The 26,429-nt window shown below is 61.8% G+C and carries 28 protein-coding genes and 1 tRNA gene; 14 read left to right on the top strand and 15 right to left on the bottom strand.

All coding sequences use genetic code 11. The annotated features are described in order from the left end of the window. Positions 1-68: 68 nt before the first annotated feature. Genes def through truA form a run of 3 tightly spaced genes read left to right on the top strand, consistent with a single transcriptional unit; the run spans position 69 to position 2,332 of the window. The gene (def, locus tag LJE98_RS03335; protein ID WP_229573416.1) at positions 69-581 is read left to right on the top strand and encodes a peptide deformylase; all 513 of its coding nucleotides are present in this window, start codon (positions 69-71) and stop codon (positions 579-581) included. 39 nt (positions 582-620) lie between these two features. Further along, positions 621-1,565 (top strand): methionyl-tRNA formyltransferase, encoded by a 945-nt coding sequence (fmt, locus tag LJE98_RS03330; protein ID WP_229573414.1) that lies wholly within the window; start codon positions 621-623, stop codon positions 1,563-1,565. After that, the gene (gene truA / locus LJE98_RS03325) at positions 1,565-2,332 is read left to right on the top strand and encodes a tRNA pseudouridine(38-40) synthase TruA (RefSeq protein ID WP_229573408.1); all 768 of its coding nucleotides are present in this window, start codon (positions 1,565-1,567) and stop codon (positions 2,330-2,332) included. The genes fmt and truA overlap by 1 nt, the downstream gene beginning before the upstream one ends. Positions 2,333-2,339: 7 nt before the next feature. Here truA and LJE98_RS03320 read toward each other — a convergent pair whose 3' ends face one another. The 4 genes from LJE98_RS03320 to dapD form a co-directional block, all read right to left on the bottom strand. After that, positions 2,340-2,936, bottom strand: coding sequence for a hypothetical protein (locus LJE98_RS03320; RefSeq protein WP_229573401.1), 597 nt, complete (start codon positions 2,934-2,936; stop codon positions 2,340-2,342). Beyond that, positions 2,923-4,116, bottom strand: coding sequence for a succinyl-diaminopimelate desuccinylase (dapE, locus tag LJE98_RS03315; protein ID WP_229573400.1), 1,194 nt, complete (start codon positions 4,114-4,116; stop codon positions 2,923-2,925). The genes LJE98_RS03320 and dapE overlap by 14 nt, the downstream gene beginning before the upstream one ends. A gap of 104 nt (positions 4,117-4,220) precedes the next feature. Then, a complete protein-coding gene (locus tag LJE98_RS03310; RefSeq protein ID WP_324255813.1) occupies positions 4,221-4,541 on the bottom strand; it encodes a DUF805 domain-containing protein in 321 nt (106 codons plus the stop codon). Between the two features lie 65 nt (positions 4,542-4,606). Further along, complete coding sequence (dapD, locus tag LJE98_RS03305) at positions 4,607-5,467, bottom strand: 2,3,4,5-tetrahydropyridine-2,6-dicarboxylate N-succinyltransferase (RefSeq protein ID WP_229573396.1); 861 nt, start codon at positions 5,465-5,467, stop codon at positions 4,607-4,609. 138 nt (positions 5,468-5,605) lie between these two features. On the opposite strand from dapD, the gene LJE98_RS03300 reads away from it, so the two are divergent. Next, positions 5,606-6,484 carry an LOG family protein gene (locus LJE98_RS03300; RefSeq protein WP_229573395.1) on the top strand — a complete coding sequence of 293 codons (879 nt, stop codon included), beginning with the start codon at positions 5,606-5,608 and terminating at the stop codon, positions 6,482-6,484. A gap of 40 nt (positions 6,485-6,524) precedes the next feature. Here the strand turns inward: LJE98_RS03300 and LJE98_RS03295 are convergent, their stop codons facing one another. Next, entirely contained in the window at positions 6,525-7,208 is a 684-nt protein-coding gene (locus tag LJE98_RS03295; RefSeq protein ID WP_229573393.1) for a calcium-binding protein, read from the bottom strand. Between the two features lie 108 nt (positions 7,209-7,316). Next, positions 7,317-8,036, bottom strand: a complete 720-nt coding sequence (locus LJE98_RS03290; protein WP_229573392.1) for a pyrimidine 5'-nucleotidase — start codon at positions 8,034-8,036, stop codon at positions 7,317-7,319. Between the two features lie 321 nt (positions 8,037-8,357). On the opposite strand from LJE98_RS03290, the gene LJE98_RS03285 reads away from it, so the two are divergent. Together LJE98_RS03285 and LJE98_RS03280 are read left to right on the top strand one after the other, a co-directional pair. Beyond that, positions 8,358-9,272: an EamA family transporter gene (locus tag LJE98_RS03285; RefSeq protein ID WP_229573391.1), complete on the top strand. Its 915-nt coding sequence runs from the start codon at positions 8,358-8,360 to the stop codon at positions 9,270-9,272. A gap of 204 nt (positions 9,273-9,476) precedes the next feature. Continuing rightward, complete coding sequence (locus tag LJE98_RS03280) at positions 9,477-10,985, top strand: MFS transporter (RefSeq protein WP_229573390.1); 1,509 nt, start codon at positions 9,477-9,479, stop codon at positions 10,983-10,985. 27 nt (positions 10,986-11,012) lie between these two features. Here the strand turns inward: LJE98_RS03280 and argB are convergent, their stop codons facing one another. After that, positions 11,013-11,900 carry an acetylglutamate kinase gene (argB, locus tag LJE98_RS03275; RefSeq protein WP_229573389.1) on the bottom strand — a complete coding sequence of 296 codons (888 nt, stop codon included), beginning with the start codon at positions 11,898-11,900 and terminating at the stop codon, positions 11,013-11,015. 159 nt (positions 11,901-12,059) lie between these two features. Between argB and LJE98_RS03270 the strand changes: the two genes are divergently transcribed. From LJE98_RS03270 to LJE98_RS03260, 3 genes are all read left to right on the top strand, one after another. Beyond that, on the top strand, positions 12,060-12,605 hold the full coding sequence (locus LJE98_RS03270; RefSeq protein ID WP_229573388.1) for a sigma-70 family RNA polymerase sigma factor: 546 nt from the start codon (positions 12,060-12,062) through the stop codon (positions 12,603-12,605). Then, positions 12,592-13,308 carry an anti-sigma factor gene (locus LJE98_RS03265; protein ID WP_229573387.1) on the top strand — a complete coding sequence of 239 codons (717 nt, stop codon included), beginning with the start codon at positions 12,592-12,594 and terminating at the stop codon, positions 13,306-13,308. The genes LJE98_RS03270 and LJE98_RS03265 overlap by 14 nt, the downstream gene beginning before the upstream one ends. A gap of 180 nt (positions 13,309-13,488) precedes the next feature. Then, the gene (locus tag LJE98_RS03260) at positions 13,489-14,046 is read left to right on the top strand and encodes a fasciclin domain-containing protein (RefSeq protein WP_229573385.1); all 558 of its coding nucleotides are present in this window, start codon (positions 13,489-13,491) and stop codon (positions 14,044-14,046) included. 48 nt (positions 14,047-14,094) lie between these two features. Here the strand turns inward: LJE98_RS03260 and yihA are convergent, their stop codons facing one another. From yihA to rpmH, 5 genes are read right to left on the bottom strand one after another with little or no spacing between them, the layout of a single operon-like run. Next, positions 14,095-14,754, bottom strand: a complete 660-nt coding sequence (gene yihA / locus LJE98_RS03255) for a ribosome biogenesis GTP-binding protein YihA/YsxC (RefSeq protein WP_229573383.1) — start codon at positions 14,752-14,754, stop codon at positions 14,095-14,097. Between the two features lie 50 nt (positions 14,755-14,804). Then, positions 14,805-15,713 (bottom strand): DMT family transporter, encoded by a 909-nt coding sequence (locus LJE98_RS03250; protein WP_229573381.1) that lies wholly within the window; start codon positions 15,711-15,713, stop codon positions 14,805-14,807. Between the two features lie 57 nt (positions 15,714-15,770). Next, positions 15,771-17,561: a membrane protein insertase YidC gene (yidC, locus tag LJE98_RS03245; protein ID WP_229573379.1), complete on the bottom strand. Its 1,791-nt coding sequence runs from the start codon at positions 17,559-17,561 to the stop codon at positions 15,771-15,773. Continuing rightward, the gene (gene rnpA / locus LJE98_RS03240; RefSeq protein ID WP_136556811.1) at positions 17,561-17,950 is read right to left on the bottom strand and encodes a ribonuclease P protein component; all 390 of its coding nucleotides are present in this window, start codon (positions 17,948-17,950) and stop codon (positions 17,561-17,563) included. Before rnpA ends, yidC begins: the two co-directional genes overlap by 1 nt. Positions 17,951-17,982: 32 nt before the next feature. After that, complete coding sequence (gene rpmH / locus LJE98_RS03235; protein WP_102020813.1) at positions 17,983-18,120, bottom strand: 50S ribosomal protein L34; 138 nt, start codon at positions 18,118-18,120, stop codon at positions 17,983-17,985. 425 nt (positions 18,121-18,545) lie between these two features. Here rpmH and LJE98_RS03230 point away from each other — a divergent pair, with 425 nt between their 5' ends. Next, positions 18,546-19,979 (top strand): sensor histidine kinase, encoded by a 1,434-nt coding sequence (locus LJE98_RS03230; RefSeq protein WP_229573898.1) that lies wholly within the window; start codon positions 18,546-18,548, stop codon positions 19,977-19,979. 115 nt (positions 19,980-20,094) lie between these two features. Continuing rightward, positions 20,095-20,171 (top strand) — tRNA-Arg (locus LJE98_RS03225). A gap of 132 nt (positions 20,172-20,303) precedes the next feature. Here LJE98_RS03225 and LJE98_RS03220 read toward each other — a convergent pair. Continuing rightward, positions 20,304-21,107, bottom strand: coding sequence for a class I SAM-dependent methyltransferase (locus tag LJE98_RS03220; protein ID WP_229573377.1), 804 nt, complete (start codon positions 21,105-21,107; stop codon positions 20,304-20,306). Between the two features lie 349 nt (positions 21,108-21,456). Between LJE98_RS03220 and LJE98_RS03215 the strand changes: the two genes are divergently transcribed. Next, the gene (locus tag LJE98_RS03215) at positions 21,457-22,497 is read left to right on the top strand and encodes a 4-hydroxyproline epimerase (protein WP_229573375.1); all 1,041 of its coding nucleotides are present in this window, start codon (positions 21,457-21,459) and stop codon (positions 22,495-22,497) included. A gap of 244 nt (positions 22,498-22,741) precedes the next feature. Continuing rightward, positions 22,742-23,389, top strand: a complete 648-nt coding sequence (locus LJE98_RS03210; protein ID WP_229573373.1) for a Crp/Fnr family transcriptional regulator — start codon at positions 22,742-22,744, stop codon at positions 23,387-23,389. 3 nt (positions 23,390-23,392) lie between these two features. Here LJE98_RS03210 and LJE98_RS03205 read toward each other — a convergent pair whose 3' ends face one another. Beyond that, positions 23,393-23,821, bottom strand: a complete 429-nt coding sequence (locus tag LJE98_RS03205) for an RbsD/FucU family protein (RefSeq protein ID WP_229573371.1) — start codon at positions 23,819-23,821, stop codon at positions 23,393-23,395. Then, positions 23,805-25,049 (bottom strand): ROK family transcriptional regulator, encoded by a 1,245-nt coding sequence (locus LJE98_RS03200; protein ID WP_229573369.1) that lies wholly within the window; start codon positions 25,047-25,049, stop codon positions 23,805-23,807. Before LJE98_RS03200 ends, LJE98_RS03205 begins: the two co-directional genes overlap by 17 nt. 229 nt (positions 25,050-25,278) lie before the next feature. Here LJE98_RS03200 and LJE98_RS03195 point away from each other — a divergent pair, with 229 nt between their 5' ends. Beyond that, positions 25,279-26,304: a sugar ABC transporter substrate-binding protein gene (locus LJE98_RS03195; RefSeq protein WP_229573367.1), complete on the top strand. Its 1,026-nt coding sequence runs from the start codon at positions 25,279-25,281 to the stop codon at positions 26,302-26,304. Positions 26,305-26,429: the final 125 nt, after the last annotated feature.

The raw sequence follows: 26,429 nt of genomic DNA, 5'->3' as shown, positions 1-26,429 counted from the left end.
GACAGGAAACGGCAAAACGGCAGCGTTTTTTCCGTTTCCTCCGCCTGGAACTTGCGCTAATGGAGGCCATGACCATCAAGCCTCTCATCATCCTGCCCGATCCTCTGCTGCGTCAGGTATCCGCGCCCATCGAGCGCGTTGATGCCGAGCTTGAGCAGTTGATCGACGACATGCTCGAAACAATGTACGAGGCCCCCGGCATTGGCCTGGCGGCAATTCAGGTCGGCGTGCCGCGCCGGCTCCTCGTCATTGACCTCGCCAAGGAGGGCGAAGAGCCCGCGCCCCTTATTTACATCAATCCGGAGATCCTCAAGAGCTCCGACGAGCGCTCGGTTTACGAGGAAGGCTGCCTGTCGATCCCGGATTATTATGCCGAAGTCGAGCGTCCGGCATCGATCACGGTCAAATCGCTCGGCCGTGACGGCAAGGAAACGGTGACCGAGGCCGACGGCCTTCTCGCCACTTGCCTTCAGCACGAGATCGACCATTTGAACGGCGTGCTCTTCATCGATCACATCTCCCGCCTCAAGCGCGAGATGGTGATCAAGAGGTTCACCAAGGCCGCCCGTCAGAAGATCTGATCCCGGCCGTCGTTTAACCCGCGCGTGAAGGCAGACACGATGGCACTTCGCATCATATTCATGGGCACGCCGGACTTTTCCGTCGCGACCCTGAAGGCGCTGCATGCGGCAGGCCATCAGATTGTCATGGCCTATTCGCAGCCACCGCGTCCCGGTGGCCGCCGTGGCCTCGATCTGCAGAAGTCGCCCGTGCATGTCGCCGCAGAAGACCTCGGCATCAATGTCCGCCATCCGCTGAATTTCCGCGACCCCGCCGATCGCGAAGCTTTCGCTGCCCTGCAAGCCGATGTCGCCGTCGTCGTGGCATACGGCCTGCTGCTGCCTGAAGCCGTTCTCACCGGCACGCGTCTCGGCGCCTATAACGGTCATGCCTCGCTTTTGCCGCGCTGGCGTGGGGCAGCCCCCATCCAGCGCGCCATCATGGCCGGCGATGCCGAGACGGGCATGATGGTGATGAAGATGGACAAGGGCCTCGACACAGGCCCCGTGGCGCTTACCCGCAAGGTGATGATCGGCCCCGACGTGACCGCCGGCGAGTTGCACGATGCCTTGAGCGTCGTCGGCGCCGAAGCCATGGTCGAGGCGATGGCCCGGCTCGAAGCCGGCACGCTCGAAACGGTCGCGCAAGTCGAGGAGGGTGTGCTCTACGCCGCCAAGATCGACAAGGCCGAAACCCGCGTTGATTTTACCCGGCCGGCAGTCGAGGTGCACAACCACATTCGCGGACTTTCGCCCTTTCCGGGTGCCTGGACCGAAATGGATGTCAACGGCAAACCCGAACGCGTCAAGCTCATCGCGTCGCATCTTGCTGAAAGGGATGGAGCATTGGCTGCTCCCGGTACGGCGCTCGACGACCGCCTGACGATCGCCTGCGGCACGGGCGCCGTCAGCCTCGTGCGCCTGCAGAAGGCCGGCGGCAAGGCACTGAAGGCCGAAGATTTCGTGCGTGGCACGCCTCTGCCCAAGGGCACGGTGATCGCCTGATGCCCCGCTTTCGGATGACTGTCGAATATGATGGCTCGGCCTATGTCGGCTGGCAGCGTCAGGAAAACGGTCATTCCGTCCAGGCGGCCCTGGAAAAGGCGATCCTGTCGCTCACCAGCGAGACGGTCGTCATTCGCGGCGCCGGCCGCACCGATTCCGGCGTTCATGCCATGGGCCAGGTGGTCCATGCTGATCTTGCGCGTGATTGGGTGCCGCACAAACTCCGCAACGCGCTCAATGCGCATCTGGCGATGGCGTCCGAGCAGGTCGCCGTGCTCGATGTGAAGGCCGTGTCTGACGATTTCGATGCGCGCTTCTCGGCGCTGCGCCGTCACTATCTCTACCGCATCATTACCCGACCGGCGCGGCTCGCGCTCGAGGACAAGCGCGCCTGGTGGGTGCCGAAGCTGCTCGATCACGAGGCGATGCACGCGGCTGCCCAGCAGCTCATCGGCCATCACGACTTCACCACCTTCCGCTCAGCCCATTGCCAGGCGAAAAGCCCTGTCAAGACGCTCGATCGCCTGGACGTCACGCGCTCAGGCGAACTCATCGAGATCCGCGCCACGGCCCAGAGTTTCCTGCACAACCAGATTCGCTCGTTTGCTGGTACGCTGAAACTGGCGGGTGAAGGCAAGATGACGCCTTCAGATGTCCGGGCAGCCCTCGATGCCCGCGACCGGTCGGCCTGTGGACCAGTGGCGCCGCCGGAAGGGCTCTTCTTCATGGCCGTGGATTATCCCGACGACGAGCCGGCAGAACGCTGAGGCGCGCTCAGCCCGGATAGACGCCGAGATAGCGTTCCAGCACCTCTGCGATGATCATCGAGGGGATCAGCAGCACCATGATGACGGTCGACACCATCAGCAGCTGATCGCCCACGATCATCCGCATGATACGGAACAGCACGGCGATCAGTGTGATCATCAGAAGAAGCCACAGGAAGGCGACGACTCCGGAAAGCGCCGGCACGAACATCATCAACAAAACCAGCAGGCCGTACGAGTAGGAAACCGGCAAGGCGAGCCAGTTGGTCACCACCACCATCGATGCGTATTTCTCGCCGATCCCGATCATCCAGCAGAGAATGCCCAGCAGAATTAGCGGAAACAGCCAGTTCGACGCCTCGACCAGCGCGAGCCGGAAGAAGAAGACGGCACCCGGTCCAGTATCCTCGGGAAGGCCTTGGAGATAGAGCAGACGCCACCAGGCGAAGGAGATCAGGATCGCCGGCAGTGCCCAGAGGATGGCCCAGAAAGAACGCACGGCGCCGCGGTCGGTGAGGTCGAGATAGGAAAAGCCTGATGGATCCTGCTTGAACAGCAGCCAGAGGCCCCTGAGATAGAACTCGACCTCTTTAAGCGTCGGCATGGGCAAACCACTGTTCGATGAAGGTCTGGTAGATCACGGTCAGGGTTTCCAGATCCGACACGGCGACCCTTTCGTCGACCATGTGCATGGTCTGGCCCACGAGGCCGAATTCGACCACCGGGCAATAATCCTTGATGAAACGCGCATCCGAGGTGCCACCCGTGGTCGAGAGCTTGGGTGTCTTGCCGGTGACCGTCTCGATCGCACCCGACAGCGAGGCGATCAGCGCATTGTTGCACGTCAGGAAAACGTGGCTCGGACGCTCCGACCAGACGATATCATAGCCGATCGCTGCACGCTCCGGACGAAGCTCGGGATCAACAGCGGCTGCATCGAGACGGCGCACGATCTCGGCCTTGACGCTGTCGGCGGTCCAGAGATCGTTGAACCGGATGTTGAACTTGAACCGCGCCGAAGCCGGAATGACGTTCGTTGCGGCATTGCCGACATCGATCGTGGTGACCTCGAGGTTCGACGGCTGAAAGTTCTCCGTGCCCTGGTCGAAGGCCGGATACATCAGGCTTTTTGCAAGCGACAGCGCGCCGCGTACCGGATTGTCGGCCAGATGCGGATAGGCCGCGTGACCCTGCACGCCCTTCACTGTCACCGTGGCCGAGACAGAGCCACGCCTGCCGATCTTGATCATGTCGCCGAGCGTGTCGGGATTGGTCGGTTCGCCGACCAGGCAGGCATCCCAGCACTCGCCGCGCCCGGCCGCCCATTCGAGCAGCTTGATCGTACCATTGACGGCCGGGCCTTCCTCGTCGCCGGTGATCAGCAGAGAGACCGAGCCTTTCGGCGCCTTACCGGCTTCGACCAGTCGCGCATAGGCCGCGATGAAGCAGGCGATCCCGCCCTTCATGTCGACAGCACCGCGGCCATAGATCATTCCGTCGCGGACATCGCCCGAAAATGGCCCGGCGCTCCAGTCGCTCTCGGCACCGACAGGCACGACATCGCTGTGGCCGGCAAACATCAGATGCGGGCCGTCGGATCCGGCACGGGCGTAGAGGTTCTCGATGTCGGGCGTGCCTTCATCTTTCGCAATCATCCGATCGACGCGGAAGCCGAGCGGCGAGAGCAGGCCTTCCAGCACATCAAGCGCACCACCCTCGGCAGGCGTGACGGAAGGGCAGCGAATGAGGGCCTGGAGAACGTCGGCAGGATTGGTAGCGGTCATGAATACTTTTACGGGCTTGGCCGAGTGCCGGTTCAGCCCGACCGTCGGTACCTTGAGAAGATTTGTGAGACTTAGCCGATCTGCCCGGACCTGTCACCCACCGGTCAGGACGATCGCAAGTCGGGCCCCGGTCCATAACGGTTGTCATCCTCGACGGATGGCCAGACGCAGAGCACGAAGAAGAGGATCAGCGAAAAAGCAGGCAGGAGCAGAAGGACTGAGACCGGCCCCGGCATGCCGATATCGTGCAGTCGCTTGGTGCCGAGCATCAGCAGGGAGACAAGCGACAGGCTTGCAGTCGTCAGGAAAAGCGAGAAGGAACCAGGCGAGATGTCGTCGGCCGATTGCCCGGTGACGAACGCGATCACCGCCGCGTTCGTCATCATCCAGAACAGCGTGCCGAGGATGAAGACGCGTCGCCCGATGCGCCGTCCCAGAGGAAGAGCGCCCAGCCGATCGATATCTCCCGCCCCGGCAAGGCCATGAGGGCTTAGTCTCTGAGCAGTTCGTTGATGCCGGTCTTCGAGCGGGTCTTTTCATCGACGCGCTTCACGATGACGGCGCAGTAGAGATGCGGCGCCGGCAGACCATTTGCCATCACGGCATTGCCTGACGGCATGGAGCCCGCGACGACGACGGAATAGGGCGGCACTTCGCCATACATTACTTCGCCGGTTGCGCGATCGACGATCTTGGTCGACTTGCCGATGTAAACGCCCATGCCGAGCACGGAGCCTTCGCGGATGATGCAGCCTTCGACAACCTCGGAGCGGGCGCCGATGAAGCAGTTGTCCTCGATGATCGTCGGGCCGGCCTGCAGAGGTTCGAGCACGCCGCCGATGCCGACGCCGCCGGAGAGGTGAACGTTTGCACCGATCTGGGCGCAGGAGCCGACGGTGGCCCAGGTGTCGACCATGGTGTTTTCACCGACATAGGCGCCGAGATTGACGAAGGACGGCATCAGCACGACGCCCTTGGAAACATAGGCCGAGCGGCGCACGACGGCGTTCGGCACGGCGCGGAAACCGGCGGCGCGGAACTCGTCCTCGCCCCAGCCTTCGAACTTCGACGGCACCTTGTCCCACCAGGTAGAGGCACCCGGGCCGCCCTTGACGACTTCCATGTCGTTGAGGCGGAAGGAGAGGAGCACCGCCTTCTTCAGCCACTGCTGTACGGCCCAGTTGCCGTCTTCGCCCCGGGCGGCAACCCGCACCTTGCCGCTGTCGAGCAGGTTAAGTGCCGTTTCGACAGCATCGCGGATCTCGCCCTTTGTCGCCGTCGTGACGGTATCGCGATTGTCGAATGCCGCTTCGATGACGTGTTCGAGCTGGGTAAGATCGGAGGCGCTCATCTGAATTCCTTAAACTTCGTTGTCTACCTTGGGGATTGAAACGATCAGGATCTGATCGAAAATTCGCGCAAAGCTCTAGCGCATAAAGGGCTGGAAGAAAACAGCCGCGGCAGCCCCGCAGGCTGGAAAGGAAGAGGCATGGCACAGTGGAAAAACGGCAAGCACAGGCGCAAGGACGGATCCTGGGATCCGCTGAAGGATAGCTCGACCGACAAGCAGACGGCGCAGGTCGTTCCGCGTACCCCGCAATCGGTGTCTTCGTCCTACACGCTCGCCTATGTCGATGAGGAATTCCTCTGCCGCGAGGAGCTTCGCCCCGTCCGCTTGCAGCTCGAACTTCTGAAGACGGAGATGATCCTTGCCGAGCGCAACATCAAGTCGACGGTGGTGATGTTTGGCGGAGCGCGCATTCCTGCACCGGGTGAAGCTGCCTGGGCCGCCAAGAACGACGTCCAGAAGACGAACCTCGAAAATGCATCGATCTATTACGACGAAGCCCGCAAATTCGCGCAGCTCTGCTCGAAGCGGGCGCTTCTGAGCGATTACCAGGAATTTGTCGTGGTGACCGGCGGCGGGCCGGGGGTGATGGAAGCCGGCAATCGCGGTGCAACCGAGGTCGGCGCGCCCTCGATCGGCCTCAACATCGTCCTGCCGCACGAGCAGGCGCCGAATCCTTACGTCACGCCGGAGCTCAGCTTCAACTTCCACTATTTCGCCATCCGCAAGATGCATTTTTTGATGCGCGCGAAGGCGATAACCATTTTCCCCGGCGGTTTCGGGACGCTGGATGAGTTTTTCGAGACGATCACGCTCATCCAGACCAAGCGCATGGCGCCGATCCCGTTGATCCTCTTCTCCCGCGCCTTCTGGGAGGACATCATCAACTTTGAGGCGCTCGCTGCCTTCGGCACGATCGCGCCCGCGGATCTCGACCTCTTCCAGTTTGCCGAAACGGCCGAAGAAGCCTGGAAGATCATCGAGGATTTCTACGACCTGAACGACGAAGCGGCCCCGTAGGGGGCCGCCTGTTTGGTCATCTGGGGCTCTGATCTTCCGATCAGCGCATCATCATCGGCCGCTTCGGCATGTCGTCGGCGCTGATGACGCCGTCATTGTTGCGGTCCATCCGCGTGAACATCTTGTCGACCATGGCGGTTGCTTCCGCCTGGCTGATCTGGCCGTTCTCGTCGGTATCCGCGACCCGCATCATCCGGCCCTCGCCACGCATGCCATCGGGACCACGACGATTTTCGCCGCGCTCTGCACGCTCGTTTTGCGCGCCGTGGCGCTTGCCGTGCTGGCCCTTGCCCTCACCACGCGGACCATCGCCATTCATGGCCTTTTCCTGAGGGGCATCACCCGGAGGCGGTGTCGGGGCGTCGGCCTTGGCCGCTTCCCGTTCTGCCTGGCGCTCGGCCCGCATGGCGTCACGGGTCGCCTTGTGCTCTTCGCGCATCGCTTCACGGTGCTGGCGCATCTCGCCAGGGGTCAGCACGCCGTCCTTGTCGGCGTCGATGGCGGTGAACATGACCGCACCCGCAGCCGTCGCCTCTTCCTTGCTGACCTTGCCGTCCTTGTTCGTGTCGTGCTGCTGCAGCATCTGTACGAACATCGTTTCCGGACCGCCACGGCCGGCGCCACCACGGCGCTCGCTACGGTCCTGCGCAAATGCGCCGCCGGCAGTGGTGCCGATGAGGAGAGAGGCTGCTACCGCCGCCAGCGTCAGGGTCTTGCCATTCATTTGGTAATCCTTTCGAGTGTCTGCTTCGATGGGATAACCGTAGCGGCGGGAAGGTCCCGGACCTACTTAACTCTCCGTAAGCTGCATGAAACTTTCGTAAGCTTCAGCTCACGTCTCGTCCGCGAGCAGCCTCTGCAGGAAGGTCGTCAGATCATCGGTGAGATAATCGACGATGTCAGCATCGACATGCTCCACACGCTCCCAGGTCTCCAGGATCGCAGTACCCAGATTGCGCGGCACGAGCAGCACGGTTTTCATCCCGAGTGCCTTGGGCACCATCAGATTGCGCGGCAGATCCTCGAACATCACCGCATGTTTCGTGTCGATCCGGTTGAGGCTCGCAAACTTGTCGTATGTAGCTCCGGCCGGCTTCGGCACGTAGTCGGCAGCGACGATGTCGAAGATATCGTCGAAATGGTCGAGGATGCCGAGCGCCCGTGCTGCAGCCTCGGCATGCGCAACGGTTCCATTGGTGAAGATGAACTTCCGTCCCGGAAGCCGCTTGATCGCCGAGCCCAGCGCCTCGTCCGGGATCAGCGCCGAATAGTCGATGGCATGCGCCCGCTCCAGAAACGCGTTCGGATCGACCTTGTGATGCAGCATCAAACCGGCGAGCGTCGTGCCGTGCTCGTGGTAGTAGCGCTTCTGCAGCACCTTCGCCTCGGCCGGCTCCATTTGCAGGATTTCCGCCACGAAGGCGGTCATATTCGAGTCGATCTGCTCGAAAAGGTTGATGTGATGTGGATAGAGCGTGTTGTCGAGGTCGAAGACCCAGTCGCGCACATGGGCGAAATCGGCGGGCGAGGGGATCTTGGCTGGGGTGTTCATCAGGTCCTCTTGGGTGGTGCGGATCGCCTGATGACATCAGGCGCGTTGTCCCTAATTAGCATTGGTCGCCGCTTCGGGAAGTGCTATCTGGGTAAGATGGGAAAGAAGATGCCGATTTCGACAATGGAACGCGTCGTGGTCCTTCAGGACCGCAAGCGTTTGCCGTCGCGGTTTCACCCGGTCAGTGCGGGCACCATTCGCCACCGCGCCGGTTGATATACGCGGCCTTGAGCCTCAGCCGCTCTGGCGAAATTCACCACTTCATCGATCTCCCGCCGCAAGCCGGGTAAACCGCGCCGCGGCTCTTCTGGACGCTTTCCCATGGAACTCTGGGCCATCATCACGGTTGGCAGCGCCTTCCTGCAGAACCTGCGCTCGACGCTGCAAAAACACCTCAAAGGCCTGATGGGCACGACAGGCGCCACCTTCGTGCGCTTCGGATTCGGTCTGCCATTCGCCTTTCTTTATCTTGCCATCCTGCATCTTGGCCTCGGCCGCCCACTGCCGGCTCCGGGGCTGACCTTTGCGGTCTGGGCGGTCATCGGGGCGCTCGCCCAGATCAGTGCCACCTTCCTGCTCGTGCACCTCTTCTCCTTCCGCAACTTTGCAGTCGGAACGGCCTATTCGCGCACCGAACCGGCCCAGGCGGCATTGCTGGCACTGATACTCTTCGGCGAAACGATTGGCTTGGGCACCGCAGCTGCAATCCTCGTCTCCATCCTCGGGGTCATGCTGATCTCTGTGGCCCGTACGGCCTTCACGCCCTTGAGCCTCGTCACTTCGGTCACCAGCCGCACCGCGCTGATCGGCCTCGCCTCAGGCTGTTTCTTCGGCGTCTCCGCAATTGCCTACCGCACCGCCTCGCTTTCGCTGGCGCCGAGCCTGCCTGCGCCGGATGCCATGGTCCAAGCCGGCTACACGCTCTGCGTGGTGATCACCCTCCAGACGCTGTCCATGCTTGCCTGGATGACCTGGCGTGACCGCGCCGAACTCGCCCGCGTCCGTGCCGCCTGGAAGATCAGCGCCCTGGTCGGCTTTGTCGGTGCTACGGCCTCCTTCGGCTGGTTCACGGCGATGACCCTGCAGCAAGTGGCCGTGGTCAAGGCCTTGGCCCAGGTCGAGATGCTCTTCACATTTGCGTCCTCGGTCCTTTTCTTCAAGGAAAGCATCAACCGGCTGGAGATCGCGGGCTGCGTGCTGATCGTGTTCGGGGTATTGCTGCTGGTTCTGGTGTGAGCCCTCATGCTGGAGTGCCCAAGCAACGCGGGCCTCGAAGCATGCTTTCGGCTGACACGTCTAAGTCCTCGTAATTCAAGGAGCGCGGCGCGTCCCTCTCAGCATGAGGGAAAAGTTTGCGCTGCCGTTTGCTCCATATGGTTGCGACCCATTCCCCAGCGCGATACACCGGATGCCGCAAGCGTGCCGAAGGCGGGAGAGAAGATGATGACCGAGACGCCCGTCGTAAACCGCCCTGCCGATGCACCGCAAATGTCTGCGTCCCATCCCTACCCGAAGCGCTGGACGGCTCTGGCGGTGATGATGCTGGCGAATTTCATGAATTTGCTCGATGTCACCATCGTCAATGTCGCGCTGCCCAGTCTGCAGTCGGAACTCGGGGCAACCTCAAGCCAGATCGAATGGGTGGTGGCCGGTTATGTGCTGGTTTTCGCGCTCGGTCTGCTACCCTTCGGGCGGCTCGGTGACGTCCGGGGAAAGAAGCAGGTGTTTCTCGTCGGCGTCGCGGCCTTCACCTTTGCCTCGCTGCTCTGCGGGCTGGCGCCCGATATCGGCTGGCTTGTGGTGGCACGCCTGCTGCAAGGGGCAGGGGCGGCGGTGATGACGCCGCAGGTGCTGGCGATTGCCCAGATGATGTTTCCGCCGAAGGAGCGGGCCGCGGCCTTTTCGCTGTTTGGCCTGAGTGCGGGACTTGCCGCGGTCTCTGGGCCGATCCTCGGGGGATGGCTGATTGCCCTTGATCTCTTCGAGCTCGGCTGGCGGCCGATTTTCCTGATCAACATCCCGGTTGGCATCGTGACCATCCTGCTCGGCTGGCGGCTGATCCCGGCGCTTGCGCCAAAGCCCGGTCTCAGGAACGATTTCGGTGGCATCGTGCTGGCGGCGGCCGCGATCTTCTGCATCATCTTTCCGCTGATCGAGGGGCGTGGCTTCGGCTGGCCCCTCTGGTGCTTCGTCATGCTCGCCATGGCCGTTCCACTAGGTGTCACCTTCGGTCTCTGGGAGCGGCGCCAACACCGCTTGAAGGCGCCCGAACTCTTGCCGGTCGCGCTGATGAAGAACCGGAACTTCGTCATCGGCGCGCTGATGACAGCGACCTTCTTCTCGACGCTGCCCGGCTTCTTCCTGATCTTGGCGATGTTCCTGCAGCAGGGTTATGGCCTGACGCCCCTCCAGTCCGGCATGACGACCGTGCCCTTTTCCGTCGGCATCTTCATCGCCTCGCTGATCTCGGGACGTCTTGGCAATATCGCGCCCCGAATCCGCGTTATCGTCGGCGTGGTGATGGTGGCGATCGGCATGGGCCTGCTGCGGAGCGAGATCCAGACGGTCGGCGAGATCGTTGACCGTATGGCGCTTCTGCCCTGGTTCCTGTTGAGCGGCCTTGGCATGGGCATTGCGATCGCACCGATGTTCCAGCTGGTGCTGGCGGGCGTGCCGCCGCAGGATGCTGGTGGTGGATCGGGCGCGCTTCAAGCGATCCAGCAGGTTGGCAGCGCGCTCGGGATCGCGATCGTCAGCGAGATCTTCTTCTCCGATCTGGCGCGCAATACGGCTGAAGGTCTGAGCGGCAAGGCGGCCTATGCCGAGGGCATGAGCCTCGGCTTGATCTACAACTTCGTCGCATATGCGATCGTGCTGGGCGCGGTCCTTTCCATGCGCACTGTTACGCCCGCGAGCGAGAAACTGGAGCGCCCGCTGCCGATCGAGTGACCGGCGGCAGGCAGAAGCATTGTCGACTCAAGGGACGAGCAACGTGCCGGCACCGGTTTCGGTGAAGAGCTCGAGAAGCACGGAATGAGCAGTCTTGCCGTTGAGGATGACAACGCCCTGAACGCCGGCCTGGATCGCCTCGATGCAGGTTTCGACCTTGGGAATCATGCCACCTGAAATCGTGCCGTCGGCAATCAGCGCATGCGCTTCGGCGACCGAGAGTTCCTTGATCAGCGTGCCATTCTTGTCGAGCACGCCGGGAACGTCGGTCAGGAAGAGCAGGCGCGAGGCGTTGAGCGCACCGGCAATGGCACCGGCAAAGGTGTCGGCATTGATGTTATAGGTATGTCCATCACGGCCCGGGGCAACGGGGGCAATGACCGGGATCATTTCCGACCGTGCCAAGAGGTCGAGCAGGGTGCGGTCGACTTCGACAACCTCGCCGACAAAGCCGAGATCGAGCACGCGCTCGATATTGCTGTCAGGGTCACGGACCTTCTTCTGCGCCTTTTCGGCAAAGACCATGTTGCCATCCTTGCCGCAGAGCCCGATCGCCCATTCGCCGGTCTGGTTGATCAGCGCGACGATTTCCTTGTTGATCGAGCCGGCCAAGACCATTTCGACGATCTCGACCGTTTTCTGGTCGGTCACGCGCAAGCCGTTTTCGAAACGCGATTCGATGCCCATCTTGGCGAGCATGGCGCCGATCTGCGGGCCGCCGCCATGCACGACGATCGGGTTGACGCCGGACTGCTTCAGAAGCCCGATGTCGGCGGCGAAAGCCTTGCCGAGCTCGGGATTGCCCATGGCATGACCGCCATATTTGACCACGATGGTCTTGTTCTCGTAGCGCTGCATGAAGGGCAGTGCCTGGACGAGAAGGCGGGCCTGGATTTCGCTTTCGGAAGCTGACATGGAAAACCTCGCTGTGGATCGCGGCCTTTTAGCGCATGTGTCGCCGCGATGGAATAATCGCCCGGCAATATAAGCGGCGCGTGACATGCTTCTTCTTCTCGTTGCATTGTCCGCCGCTGATGATGCGCTATATGATCGGCGGTGGCGTGAGGGGGCTGAATGGAACGCGACGACATCGGCGGATTGCTGGCCCGGGTATCCCTGCGGGACCGGAATGCCTTTTCCTTGCTCTATAGTGGTGTTTCGGCGAAACTTTTCGCCATCTGCATCCGTATGCTCAAAGACAGGGGCGAGGCCGAAGAGGCGCTCCAGGATGTGTTCGTGAAGATCTGGCACAAGGCCGGCAGCTATACGGGCGACGGAGCCAATGCCTATCCATGGCTATGCGCCATCGTCCGCTACCATTGCATCGATCGCCTGAGGGCGCGTCGGCCGCAGGGGGAGGATATCGAGGCTGCGGTGGATATCGCTGATCTGGCACCCGATCCGGAGCAGAACGCCGTGCTTCGATCCGAGGGCGGCCGCATTGACACCTGCCTGGAGGCATTGGATCCTGACAGGGCGCTGGCGGTACGCCAGGCCTATGTCGAAGGTCTCTCCTACCAGGAGCTGGCGGATCATTTCGCCGTTCCGCTGAACACGATGCGCACATGGCTGCGGCGCAGCCTTTTGAAACTGAGAGAGTGCATGGATGAGCACGCCTGACCAAAGCAAGGGAGACCGGTCGCGGGATGAAGTTCTCGCGGGCGAATATGTCCTCGGCGTCCTGAGCGGATCAGAACGCCAGAAGGTGGACGCGCGCCTGCGCCACGATTGGCAGTTCGCCGCCATGGTCCGTCGCTGGGAAGAGAACCTTACCCAGTTCAACGACGACTACGCCGAGGTGACGCCGCCGGATCAACTGCTTTCGACGATCGAGGATCGGCTGTTTGCATCTCCGGCCACAACGGCTGGGGTCAGAGGCAGCCTGTGGAATTCGCTGGTGCTCTGGCGCGGGCTGAGCCTCGCCTCGATCGCAGCGCTCGGTCTCGTCTTCGGCCTCGATTATGCGGAGCAGATCCGCCCGAAGCCGCAAGCGGCGCTGATGGCAGATCTCGCCGGAGACAATCAGGCCATCGCGCTCCATGCCCGTTACGACGGAGCATCCGGACGCCTTTCGGTGACGCCGGTGGCCAGTGGCGGTGCAGAGGAGCAGTCTCTGGAACTCTGGCTTGTCGAAGGAGAGCAGGCGCCGATCTCGCTCGGCGTCTTGCCGCAATCGGGGCTGGGGGAACTCGACGTTCCCAGGGATCTGCGCGCTCGCCTGACCGAAGGCGTCGTCCTGGCCGTCAGCCTCGAACCATTCGGCGGGTCGCCGACGGGCAAGGCGACAGGTCCCGTTGTGGCGGTCGGTGAAATACGGCCCTGACGAAGAAATCCCCTCGTAGAATCAATGCAATGAATGTCAGGCGGCCGGATATTTCGAGCCGCCTGAAACTTAGCTGACCGCGCCTCCGTCCTTGAAGGTGTTCCCGCTGAGGAACGCCCCGATGTCCCGCGCGAACCGCAGGGACACGATCGAGAACACCAAGGATAAGAGGAAACCGCAATGTTCAAGACCGCTCTTCGCCCGCTCGCATTCTCCGCAGCCATCCTGGCAGGCGCTGCCGCAGCCTATGCCGCCAATCCGATGGTCGGCGGTGGTGAAATGCTCGAAACCAAGAACATCGTTGAAAACGCCGTTAACTCGAAGGATCACACGACGCTGGTTGCCGCCGTTCAGGCCGCAGGTCTCGTTGAAACCCTTTCGGGCGCCGGTCCGTTCACCGTTTTCGCCCCGACCAATGACGCCTTCGCCAAGCTGCCGGCCGGCACGGTCGACACCCTGCTGAAGCCGGAAAACAAGGACCAGCTCACCAAGGTTCTGACCTGCCACGTGGTTGCAGCCGACGTGATGTCTGATGCCATCGTCAAGATGATTGCGGATGACGGCGGCGAACACGACGTGACCACCGTCGGCGGTTGCGTGCTGAAGGCCAAGGCCATGGACGGCAAGGTCACGCTGACAGATGAAAATGGCGGTGTCTCCACCGTGACCATCGCCGACGTCAAGCAGTCGAATGGCGTGATCCATGTCGTCGACACGGTCATCCTGCCGAAGATGTAAGGCTAAGGGGGCGTAACCGCCCCTGACGCGACGACAGGCGCCTGAGCGTCAAAGGCCCTGTTTGACGGCCTCGGTGATTGCGCCCCGCAACTCTTCGAGGCCGTCTGCCTTTTCGGACGAAGTCGACAGCACTTCCGGGAAGGCGGCCGGATGCTTCTTGATCTTCTCAAGCGTTTCGGCGATCAGCCGCGGTACGCCGGCTTCCTTGATCTTGTCGGTCTTGGTGAGCACGATCTGGTAGGAGACGGCGGCCTTGTCGAGCAAGGTCAGCACCTCGTCGTCATTCTTCATGATACCGTGGCGGCTGTCGATCAGCACATAGACGCGCTTCAGTGTCGCGCGACCGCGCAGATAATCGAAGACCAGCCTGGTCCAGGCGTCGACCTGTTCTTTCGGCGCCTTGGCGTAGCCGTAGCCAGGCATGTCGACGAGCGCCATCGGCGGCAGGTCACCGGCATTGCCGGAATAGCCGTCGGGCACGAAGTAGTTGAGTTCCTGGGTGCGACCCGGCGTGTTCGAGGTGCGGGCGAGGCCAGCCTGACCGACCAGCGCATTGATCAATGACGACTTTCCGACATTCGAACGACCGGCGAAGGCGACTTCGAGCGGGCCTTCCGGCGGCAGGAAGTCCATCGACGGCACGCCGCGGATGAAGATCCACGGGCGGACGAACAGGGGATAGTCACTTCTCTGATTAGGGTCGCGCATGGCTTGGGTCTCTCTTGAACCCGGTCAAATCAGGGTTTTGCGCGGCAAAGTCAAGCCGCCGCTGCATCTGGGTGCCTCGGCCCCTGCCGTGCGTGGTTGATGAGATAGGTGAAGAGGGCCGCCATGACGAGTGCGCCCCCGATGATTGTGCGGCCGGAGGGGATCTCGTTGTGCAGGACCACCATCCAGACCGGGGCGAGGATCATTTCGGCTGTACCAATCAGGGCGGCGAGCGCCGAGGGGATCATGCGCGCGCCCGTGACATAAAGCGCCATGCCGAGCCCCAGGTTGAGTGCGCCGAAGCAGAAGAGAAGTGCGAGGTCCTGTCCGCTGACGGCAAAGGTGCCGGCCTGGCTGGCGGCTATTGCGGACGCGATGAACGAGCCGCCACAGGCCGCGGGCGTCATGCGGATGCCGGGATAGCTGCGGGTGATCACCGTCATGCAGGCAAAGATCGCCGGAATGGCTGCGGCAAGCGCCAGCCCGAGGATTGAGCCGCCGTCGCCGATCGATGATGACACCATGATACCGACGCCAAGGATGACCGCGAAGATGGCGCCCCAGGTGACGGGCGTAATCGGCTCTTTCAGCACGATCCGCGCGAGGAGGGCGGCAAAGAGCGGGATGGAGGCCAAGAACAGCACGACATTCGCGACCGGCGTCATCGTCACTGCCAAGACAAAGAAGGTGGAGACGAGGGCAAAGCCGACGGCGATGAAGAAGCCGGGCCAGCCCATGGAGCGGAAGAGACGGATGGTGCCGTCGAACCGATCGCGCAGCAGCATGAAGGCCAGAAGGAAAAGCCCGGCGAACTGGCAGCGCCAGAAGACGATGGTCCAACCGTCCTCCACACCAATGAAGCGCTGGATTGCACCGCCATAGCTCCAGGCCAGGGCAGAGCCGGCAACGAGCGCGATGCCGAGCCAGGCGCGTGGAGTGGGGGCAGTGATGTCCGTCATTGGCGATCTCGTTCCAAAAAGCAGAAAGCCCCGGCTTGGGCCGGGGCTTTCTGATCGTTATTTGGTCGTTGCGGGCTTTCGCCGGAACATTCGACCAATGTTCTTGAACAGTTCGATCTCGACGCCGTGGCGCTTCATGATCAAGCCCTGCTGCAGGATCGACAGCGTGTTGTTCCAGGCCCAGTAGATCACCAGACCTGCCGGGAACGTGCCGAGCATGAAGGTGAAGATCACGGGCATCCAGTTGAACAGCATCGCCTGTGTCGGGTCCGGCGGTGTCGGGTTCATGCGCATCTGCAGCCACATGGTGACACCCATGATGATCGGCCAGACGCCGAGATGCAGGAAGGTTGGCGCATCGAACGGCAGGAGGCCGAACAGGTTGATGAAGGTCGTCGGATCGGGCGCCGAGAGATCCTGGATCCAGCCGAAGAACGGCGCATGACGCATTTCGATCGTGACGTAGATGACCTTGTAGAGGGCGAAGAAGACCGGGATCTGCAGGAGAACCGGCCAGCAGCCGGCCACCGGATTGATCTTCTCTTCCTTGTAGAGCGCCATCATCGCCTGCTGCAGGCCCATGCGGTCGTCGGCGAACTTGGTCTTCAGCTCTTCAAGCTTCGGCTGCACGCGCTTCATGTTGGCCATGGAGGCGTATTGCTTGCTGGCGAGCGGGAAGAAGAGCAGCTTGACGACGATGGTGGTGAGCAGGATGGCCACGCCGAAATTGCCAACGAGATGGAAGAAGTAGTCCATCAGGTGGAACATCGGCTTGGTAATGAAATAGAACCAGCCCCAGTCGATCATCAGGTCGAACTTCGGAATGCCCAGGCTTTCCTGATAGCTGTCAATGACCGGAACCTGCTTGGCGCCGGCGAAGAGAAGTGTCTTCACCGAGGTGCTCTGGCCGGCGGGAATGCTGACGGCGTCGTTCTTGTAGTCGGCCTGGAAACGGGGCTGGCCATCGGTGAAGTACGAGAAGCGCGATTCGTAAGGGAACGTCTGCTGCGGGATGAGCGACGTTGCCCAGTACTTGTCGGTGATGCCGATCCAGCCACCGGTCGCCTTGGCATTGGCGATCGCCTCTTCCTCGACATCCGTGTAGTCGTGTTCGGCGAGGCTGCCTTCGGCTCCGAGGACGCCGAGGAAACCTTCATGCAGGACGAAGATCGAGGGCGTTGCGGGCTTGTTATAGCGCGTGACACGGCCATAGGGCGCAAGGCTTGCGGCAGCCGTGCCATTGTTGACGATCTCGTCTTCGATGGTGAACATGTAATGTTCGTCGACGGTGATCTTGCGGGAGAAGGTCAGGCCGGCTTCGTTCGTGAAAGTCAGCGTGACAGGCGTCGTCTCGGTGAGCTTGGAGCCGTCCGCTGCGGTCCAGACGGTGTTCGGACCCGGAACGGACCCGGCATTTTCCCCGGCGATGAAGCCGAGTTCGGCAAAATAGGCGTCGCGGGTTTCAGCCGGATTGAACAAGGTGACGATCGGGCTCGCCGGATCCACGGTCTCGCGATATTGGCGCAGTTTCAGATCGTCGAGGCGGCCGCCGGTCAGGTTGATCGAACCAACCAGGTCCTGCGTCTCGATCGCAACACGCGCCGTCTTTGCGACGGCTGCTTCGCGGCTGGCTTCCGCAGTGGCGACACCACCGGCCGGAAGGCTGCCATCGACGGTCGCGGCCGGTGTGGTGACCTGCTGCTCCGTCTGAGCCTGCTGCTGTTCGATCTGGGCTTCCTGGACCTTGCGCTGGGCTTCGATCCGCGGGTTCATGTAGAAGAACTGCCAGGCGAGGACGATCACCACCGATAAGGCAATCGCGATGAAATAGTTGCGGTTGTTCTGCATCACTCTTTCCTGGGAGCGGTCTTGTCGGACCGGCTTTTGTTCGACGGGCGGTTTTCGATGCGGTGGATCAATTGCCGGGACAATTGATCAAAGGGAATACCCAGCACCTCGCGCCGGGCGACAATGACATAGTCATGTCCCGGCTGCATTGCAAACGCCGCATTCAGTCGCACGGCTTCCTTCAACCTGCGCCGCATGCGGTTTCGCTCTACTGCATTGCCGTGTTTCTTGGTGACGGTGAAGCCCACGCGGGGCGGCGCGTCGTCCTTGCGGTCGAGCACTTCGAGAAGGAAGATGCGACCCTTGCGCGCTTCGCCGTGTCTCACGGCGAGAAACTGGGGCCGGCTTTTCAGCCGGCCGACAGGATTTTTGGAGTCCGTGGACGTCATGGGCCCGTCATCTCGTCGGGCTCATCTGGCCGTTAGGCCGAAAGCTTGGCGCGACCGCGACCGCGGCGAGCGTTCAAGACCAGGCGGCCGCCCTTGGTGGCCATACGCGCACGGAAGCCGTGGCGGCGCTTGCGAACAAGCTTGGAAGGTTGGAAAGTACGCTTCGACATTTATTTAATACCGCGGTGTGCGGCCCTTCTTGGATGTGCAAATTGCAACAGCGTTTTGGTTCTTCGCACGGGTACGCGCCGCCGGGCGCATGTTTCCGAACGTGCGCGGCTTATAGTGTCAGGGGCCCTAGGAGTCAATCAGCCGGGCAAGAACCGTCTCCAGCCATACGACTTTGTGAAATATAGCCGCCTTGCCGTGCCTCCGCCATGCAATCTCTCTCCATAACATGGACGAAGTTTCATGTTTCTTCGCGACTTACGCATGGCATGTGCGATCGCGCTGCATTAGTCTTGTGACGCTGCCTTGATGTTTGTGAACCTCGGGCAGTGGACAGGGGCGATAGGAACGAGGGCTGATGTTCGACCGGCAGGACAGTGATCTGCAGGACACCGATCTGCAGGCAGACCTCTCCGGAGGTTACGCCATGCCGTCCCGCATCCGCGGTTTGTCGGGCAAGCTGCTCTGGCTGACGATCGCCTTTGTCATGCTGGCCGAAATTTTAATCTTTGCGCCGTCTGTGGCGACCATGCGCCAGCGCTGGCTGCAGGACCGTCTCAACACGGCGGCGGCCGCAAGCGTCGTGATCGACGGGCTGCAACCGCTGGAATTGCCCCGTGGCGTGCAGGACCTTACTCTTGCGACGACTGGAACCAAGGCGATCGTTCTGCGTAAGGACGGCACGTCTCAGTTGCTCGCGGTCACGGAGATGCCGAGCGAAGTGGATGCCGCCTTCGATCTCGCGGACTATTCCGAATTCGGCTCCATCCGCGATGCCCTCTACACGCTTTTCTTCGGCGGCGATCGGCTGCTCCGGGTCTATGGCCCGATCGCCGAGACCAGCGAAGTGACCGTCGAAATCGTCATCGACGAGGCGCCGCTGCGCAAGGCTATGCTGGGTTATGCGCGCAACATCCTCGTCGTATCCCTGATCATTTCGGTCATCACGGCCTTCCTGATGTTCCTCGCCATCAACCGGGTGATGATCATGCCGGTCCGACGGCTCGCCCGCAGCATGCAGTTCTTCGCGGAAGCCCCCGAGGATCCGACCCGTGTGCTGCCGACGCCCGAAGGCAAGGATGAGATTGCCGTTGCGGGGCGCCATCTGTCGCGCATGCAGGTCCAGTTGCAGAAGACGCTGCGCCAGCAGAAGACGCTCGCCGACCTCGGTCTCGCAGTCTCGAAGATCAATCACGACATGCGCAACATTCTGGCTTCGGCCCAGCTGATGTCCGACCGGCTGGTGGATGTGGACGATCCGCTGGTGAAGAGCTTTGCACCGAAGTTGTTGCGGACCATTGACCGTGCTGTCGGGTATACGAGCGAGGTTCTGTCCTATGGGCAGACGTCGGAGGCCGCGCCGCGCCGGCGGCGATTTCTCCTGGCGGAGCTCTGCCAGGAAGTGCGCGACCTCCTGCATCTCAGTCCGGAAACCGGCATTGAATTTGTCGACAGCGTCGGAACGGATATCGAAGTGGACGCCGACAGCGAGCAATTGTTCCGCGTGGTTCACAACATCTGCCGCAATGCAGTTCAGGCCCTGGCCGGCTTCTCGACCGACGATCCTGAACATGTCAGGCGCATCACCATCTCGGCGCAGCGCACCGGCTCTGTCGTCGGCATCGTCATCGACGACACGGGGCCAGGCATGCCGCGCAAGGCCCGCGAAAACCTGTTTGCCGCCTTCCGCGGCTCTGCCCGCTCCGGCGGCACGGGGCTCGGCCTCGCCATTGCCCGCGAACTCGTGATCGCCCATGGCGGCACCATCGCGCTGGTCGAAAAACCCGGCCCGGGCACTATGTTCCGGGTCGAGATCCCTGACAGGCCAGTGGCTCTCGACGATTGGCGCGCCCGCGCCTGAGCGAAGCCTGGCCGGGACGTGACAGGAAAATGACTCTTTTTCGAAATGGACGCTTGCATTCCGGATCGTCCCGTTTTAGAGGATCGCCACACGCCGACGAACAGTCGGTTGGCACGCACCCGTAGCTCAGCTGGATAGAGCACCAGACTACGAATCTGGGGGTCAGGAGTTCGAATCTCTTCGGGTGCGCCATTCTTTCTCTGATTATTTTATTGCACAAACCTGACACTGCACGTGTCCTGGCTGCATCTATGCAGACAGCGGGGCTTGCCCGTAGTGGCGGGCTCGCTGGGTGAGACTGCACAGTCCAGGGAGATGCGGTTCTCAGCTCCGCAACGGCTTCTGTGCGAGCACATACAGAAAATGCAGGCTGCTGGGCCACTGATGCCCAAGGACGCTTCCGTCCCTGTCCATGAGCAGCGGATCGCTTGCAAAACCCGCCTGTCCGAGTTGATCCAGAAGATGTCGGCGCGTGGTCGCATGCACCATGATGCCGAAATCATGCGCGCCATGCATCAGGATCGCATGGTCCTCTGCGCGCAGCTCGAGCGTTCGATGCTTCCTGAGGCGAATGGCCTTGAGGATGCCACCCTCGACATAGCGATAGAGCCTGAACCCCAGCCGCAGCGGATCCATAGTCCATTCCACTCGCCTGTAGTCGGGCAGGGCCTCGAATCCCTGCCAGTCCTTGTGAAAGGTCGAGAAGACGAAGTGCCCGCCGGGGAAAAGCACCCGGGAGACTTCTTCCAGCACCCGCACTCGACCGGCCGGATCGACCGAATCGATGCCGTTGAAGCTGAAGACGACCAGATCGAACGATGCGTCGGCAAAGGCGCTCAGATCGCGCGCATCCATATGCTCGAACCGCAATGCCGGGTGGTTGGCCCTTGCCCGCTCCACCATGGGCGCCGTGTAGTCGATGCCGATATAGTCCCGACCGTTCGCGAGCAGGCCTGCGGTCCGGCCGCCACCGACCCCGATATCGAGAACGCGTTTTCCGACCTGTGCCGTCCCAAGGTCGAATGCTGTTCGCTCCCCTTCGTCGAGGAAGCCTTCGCTGCGACTGTATTCGCGGATCGACCAGGCGTTTTCCCAGGTCTTGCGATTGATCGTCTCCATCCGGTGCATGGCGGTCTCCAGTCTAGATCTGGACCAAAGCTAACACTTACGGCGGCCCGCTTCGGGAGAGAGTTAATAAAGGGTTAATCTCAGGATCGGGCTTCAGTGATGCGTTAAGCAAAAGAAGACCAGACGGCGCTATTTGTCGCCTCCCCATTTGCCCTCCGCTCCCTCGATTGTCTGTCGAACTGTTCAACAAAAGCACTTGGATGTGACGCAGTGCTGATTTACAGGATGCTGCAACGTTGCTGATCGGGAACCGCGAGGGTGCCTCTTGAGCTCACGGGTGTCCTTGTGATCTTGAATGGCAACGCTCCGCTTCGGGGCGGTGAACTCGACCGAGTGTGGGATAAAAGACATGAGATGGAAGCGCACACTTCAACTGCTCGATGTGCATGCCGAGGGTGAAATCGGCAGGGTCGCCACCGGTGGCGTCCCGAAGATCCCGGGTGAGACCGTGGCGGATCAGTTGCTCTGGCTAAACACGGACCCGAAGGGTGAGGCGCTCCGGCGCATGCTCGTGCTGGAACCTCGCGGTGCGCCGATTGGCTCTGTCAACCTGCTGTTGCCGCCGAAGAACCCGGCGGCCGATGCGGCCTTCGTCATCCTACAGCCGGACCAGGCCCATGCGAGCTCGGGCTCCAATTCCATCTGCGTCACGACAGCACTTCTCGAAAGTGGCATGGTCGAGATGCAGGAGCCGGAGACGATCGTGATGCTGGAAACAGCGGCCGGACTCGTCAAGGCGACGGCCACCTGTCGCGACGGGCGCTGCGAGCGGGTGAAACTCACCATGGTCCCCTCCTTCGTCCACGACCTGGATGTTTCGCTCGAGACCGAGCAATGGGGTCGCATCACCTTCGACCTGAGCTATGGCGGCATTTTTTATGCGCTGGTCGATGTCGATCAGGTGGGACTGACCATCGAAAAGGGCAATGCAAGGGCGCTGGTCGAAGCCGGCATGATCCTCAAGGAGGAAATCAACCGGAAGATCCAGGTGGTTCATCCCGAAATCCCGGCAATTTCGGGCGTGGCCTATGTGATGTTCCGCGATGTCGATCCCGATGGCGCGATCCGCACATGCACGACCATGTGGCCGGGACGTGTCGATCGTTCCCCCTGCGGTACCGGGAATTCAGCCAATCTCGCGACACTTCATGCGCGTGGCAAGGTCAAGGTCGGCGATGTGATGCTGTCCCGCTCGATCATCGGTTCAGAGTTCGAGGTCGGTCTCGCTGCCGTTTCGGAGGTCGCCGGACGCCCGGCCGTCATTCCGACGATCAGCGGCCGTGGTTTCACCTTCGGCCTGCATCAGGTGGCGCTGGACCCCTTCGACCCCTTCGAGCATGGTTTCGCCCTGACCGATGTCTGGGGCCCGTCGTCAGGTTCGATTGGTTGACTGTCTCAACTTGGTTTCCGCGTTGTTCCAAATTGAATGAAATTCAATGATATCTGGTAGCCGAATTATAAGGGTCTTGTTTTTCGGCATCTTGCTATCGATCGACGCGACCGAATAAGTAAGATTCATAGACATGAATGCGACAAGTAATCCGTAAATGAAAGCTAACCCTTCGACAGGTTCTTCCGTGCCGCTCCCGGCAAACACGCTTCCGACACTGCGCGGATGCGCGATATTTGCTGGGTTGACCCCGGAAGAAGACCGCGAGTGGCTGGCTCGCTGCCATTCGCGCACCTTGAGTGCCGGCGAAAGTCTCGTCGATTTCGAAGACATGTCCAAGGATGTCTTTATCGTGCTGACCGGGGAGATCCGCGCCGTGCTGCGGTTTTCGGTCGGCAAGGAAGCCATTCTCGGTAGCTTCAAGCGCGGCGACATCCTGGGCGAACAGTCCGCCATCGACGACATGGCCCGCTCGGCGAGCTTGATGGCCGTCAGCGACGCCACGGTCACCGTGATCCCCTGCATCGTCTTTCACGATATCCTGCAGCAGAGAGCCGACGTGGCGCTGGCGCTGCTCCAGCTCCTGTCCAAGCGCATCCGCGCCATGAACGACCGCCTGTCGGAACTCTCCTTCCTGGACACAAAGCACCGGCTCTACAATACGCTGCTCAGGCTTTCGCGCGTGCGCAACGACGGGGGCCGCGAACGCATCATTTCACCGCCGCTTGTGCATGCGGAACTGGCGGAGCATATCGGCGCAAGCCGTGAAACGGTATCGCGCGAAATGTCGAGGCTGGCGCGCGAGCAGCTGGTGGAGCGCACCAGCCGCGCCATCGTTCTCAAGAACCCTGTCGAGTTGTCCCGGCGTATCTCCCGCGCCCTCGAAGGGTAGAGCTTACGGGTAGATCACGCCCTTGCGCAGGATGACATTGGCGTAGAGGCGCGGCTCTCCGGTCTGTACGACCGTATGGGCGGCCTTCACCCTGTTGTAGAAATCAGCCCCGATCAGGTTCGTGACGGGTACTGTCGGCTCATGGCTTGCGCAGCAGTCGATGATTTCCCGATGGACGGGGTCAATCTGGTCCGGCTTGCTGCCCACGACGGAGCGGAAGATCGCTTCCGGTACAAAGTCGTCGATCGGCATCACGCTCAGGATCGCATTCAGCACGGGAACGAGCGCATGGCCATCGAGCCGCACGAGCCGTCTGGCGTGCTCCAGCGCCGGATAATTGCCGTCGACGATGGCGATTTCGTCGCCGTGGCCCATGGCCCGCAGAGTGGCGAGAAGCTCGGGGCTCAGGAGGGGATCAATTCCCTTCAGCATGGGTGGTATCCTTGAACAGCACGGTTTGATCGATCAGGTAACGGTCGAAGATCGGCAGGCTGGCGCCGCCGATGGCGCGGGCCTGGGCGCCGACTTCGCCCTCGACGATGTCGGGAATGACGACGCCCTGCAGATCGAGACGGTTCATCGCCTCGATGGTCGCCCTGACCAGCCGATGGCGCACCCAGGCGGGGAAGCCGCCGTCGATGATGGCTGCGGCAAAGTCGATGATCGAGGCGGCGGCGATGATCGCCTGAGCAAGTGCGGCTGCCGTATCCTGCAGCCAGATCTCCAGCGGTTCACCGAAGTCGATCCAGTCCTCAGCCGCATACCACAGCGGCTGCGGATCGATGCCACGCTCACGAAGCAGGTTTTCCAGCACGAAGATCGAGGCGATGTCGAGCAGCTGGCGCGTCTCGCCGTGCTTGTCGCGCACGGGGAGGGGGCCGATGGCACCTGCCGTTCCCGTGCGCCCGACGAAGAGCGCCGAATTCACGACGATGCCGCCGCCGATGAAGGAGCCGATGTAGAAATAAACGAAGTCGGGATAGCGCTGGCCGGCCCCGAAGACGAGTTCCGCACCGCAGGCGCTGGTGGCGTCATTGCGCAGATAGACGGGATGCGACATCCGGGTCTGCACCTGGGCCTGCAGGTCGACTTGCCGCCAGATGTCCATCGCGCCCTCGGGCGCGCCGACTTCTTCCGCCCAGTTCCACAATTCGAAGGGCGCCGCGATGCCGATACCGGCAATCCGCGTGCGCAAGGTCGTGTCCATGTCCCCTTCCATCTCGGCAATGCCGTCGCAGATGAAGGGCAGCAGATGATCCGGATGGGGGTAGCGATAGGTCCGGTGCCGCTGCTTGCGGATCTTGCCGGCAAAATCCATCAGCACGACGTCGGCGCTGCGGCGGCCGATCTTGACCCCGAAGGAAAAGGCGGCGTCCGGATTGATGAACATCGGCACTGAGGGTTGTCCGACCCGGCCACGGATCGGCTCGCCGCGCATCAGCAGTTCGTCGCTTTCCAGCGAGCGCATGATGACCGAGACCGTCTGCGCGGAAAGTCCCGTCAGGCGAGCGATGTCGGCCTTGGAGCATCCCGGATTCTGCCGAACGAGCGACAGCACCAGCCGCTCGTTATAGGCGCGCACACGCACCTGGTTCGAGCCGCCGCCGGCACTCACCCGGGGCGCCGGATCCGCCAGTCTTCCTTGATCATCTTGTGACACTGAGGTCGCTCCTCCCGACCGCTTCCTTTTACGAAAGCCTCTGCAGGATGTCACACTGATTTAATAATTCAACTGGATTTATTTATTGACAGCCGAAATGTTCTGATGTTCTAAATGGGGGCGTGGAGGAATGGGGGCCGACAGGCACCCGATCGGATTGCTAGGAGGCGATCCGTGCCGAAGCATTGCGGCCGGAGGAGCTGGCCGACACCATTCGGGAGGATACCAAATGAAAAAGTCTCTGATTACTGCTGCTCTCTCGGCCCTGGCCCTCGGCGTTGTCTTCGCCGCGCCGGTGCAGGCCGCCGACGTTTCTGCCTGCCTCATCACCAAGACCGACACCAACCCCTTCTTCGTCAAGATGAAGGAAGGCGCGACTGCCAAGGCCGCCGAACTCGGCGTGACCCTGAAGGCCTATGCCGGCAAGGTCGACGGCGACTCGGAGAGCCAGGTTGCGGCGATTGAAACCTGCATCGCCGACGGCGCGAAGGGCATCCTGCTCACCGCCTCCGACACCAAGGGTATCGTTCCAGCCGTCCAGAAGGCCCGCGACGCAGGTCTGCTCGTCATCGCCCTCGACACGCCGCTGGAGCCGATTGACTCCGCCGACATGACCTTTGCCACTGACAACCTTCTCGCTGGCGAACTGATCGGCAAATGGGCGGCAGCAACCCTCGGCGACGCCGCCAAGGACGCCAAGATCGCCTTCCTGAACCTCACCCCGTCGCAGCCGTCGGTTGACGTCCTGCGCAACCAGGGCTTCATGAAGGGCTTCGGCATCGACACGGTCGACATCAACAAGATCGGCGACGAAACCGATCCGCGCATCGTCGGCCACGACGTCACCAACGGCAACGAAGAAGGCGGCCGGACCGCCATGGAAAACCTTCTGCAGAAGGATCCCTCCGTCAACGTTGTGCACACCATCAACGAACCGGCTGCTGCCGGCGCCTACGAAGCGCTGAAGGCTGTCGGCAAGGAAGGTGACGTACTGATCGTTTCCGTCGACGGCGGTTGCCCGGGCGTCAAGAATGTCGCCGAAGGCGTCATCGGTGCGACCTCGCAGCAGTATCCGCTGCTGATGGCATCGCTCGGCATCGAAGCGATCAAGAAGTTCGCAGACACCGGTGAGAAGCCCGCGGCCTCCGAAGGCAAGAACTTCTTCGACACGGGCGTCGCGCTCGTCACCGACAAGCCGGCTGCTGGCGTCGAGTCCATCGACACCAAGGCTGGCACGGACAAGTGCTGGGGCTGATCCCCGCCTTGCGCGCCTGAACTGCAGCACTGGCGGATGGTCTCCATCCGCCAGTCGGCTGATCGCCCGGCCTTGTGCGCAGCCATGTCCGGCGTATCCTTCATGGAATGACAAAAATCGACAAC

The sequence above is a fragment of the Rhizobium sp. 'Codium 1' genome (assembly GCF_020889605.1).
Taxonomy (GTDB): domain Bacteria; phylum Pseudomonadota; class Alphaproteobacteria; order Rhizobiales; family Rhizobiaceae; genus Allorhizobium; species Allorhizobium algae.
The sequence above is the reverse complement of the archived record's forward strand: the minus strand, read 5'-3'. Positions and strand labels throughout refer to the sequence as shown.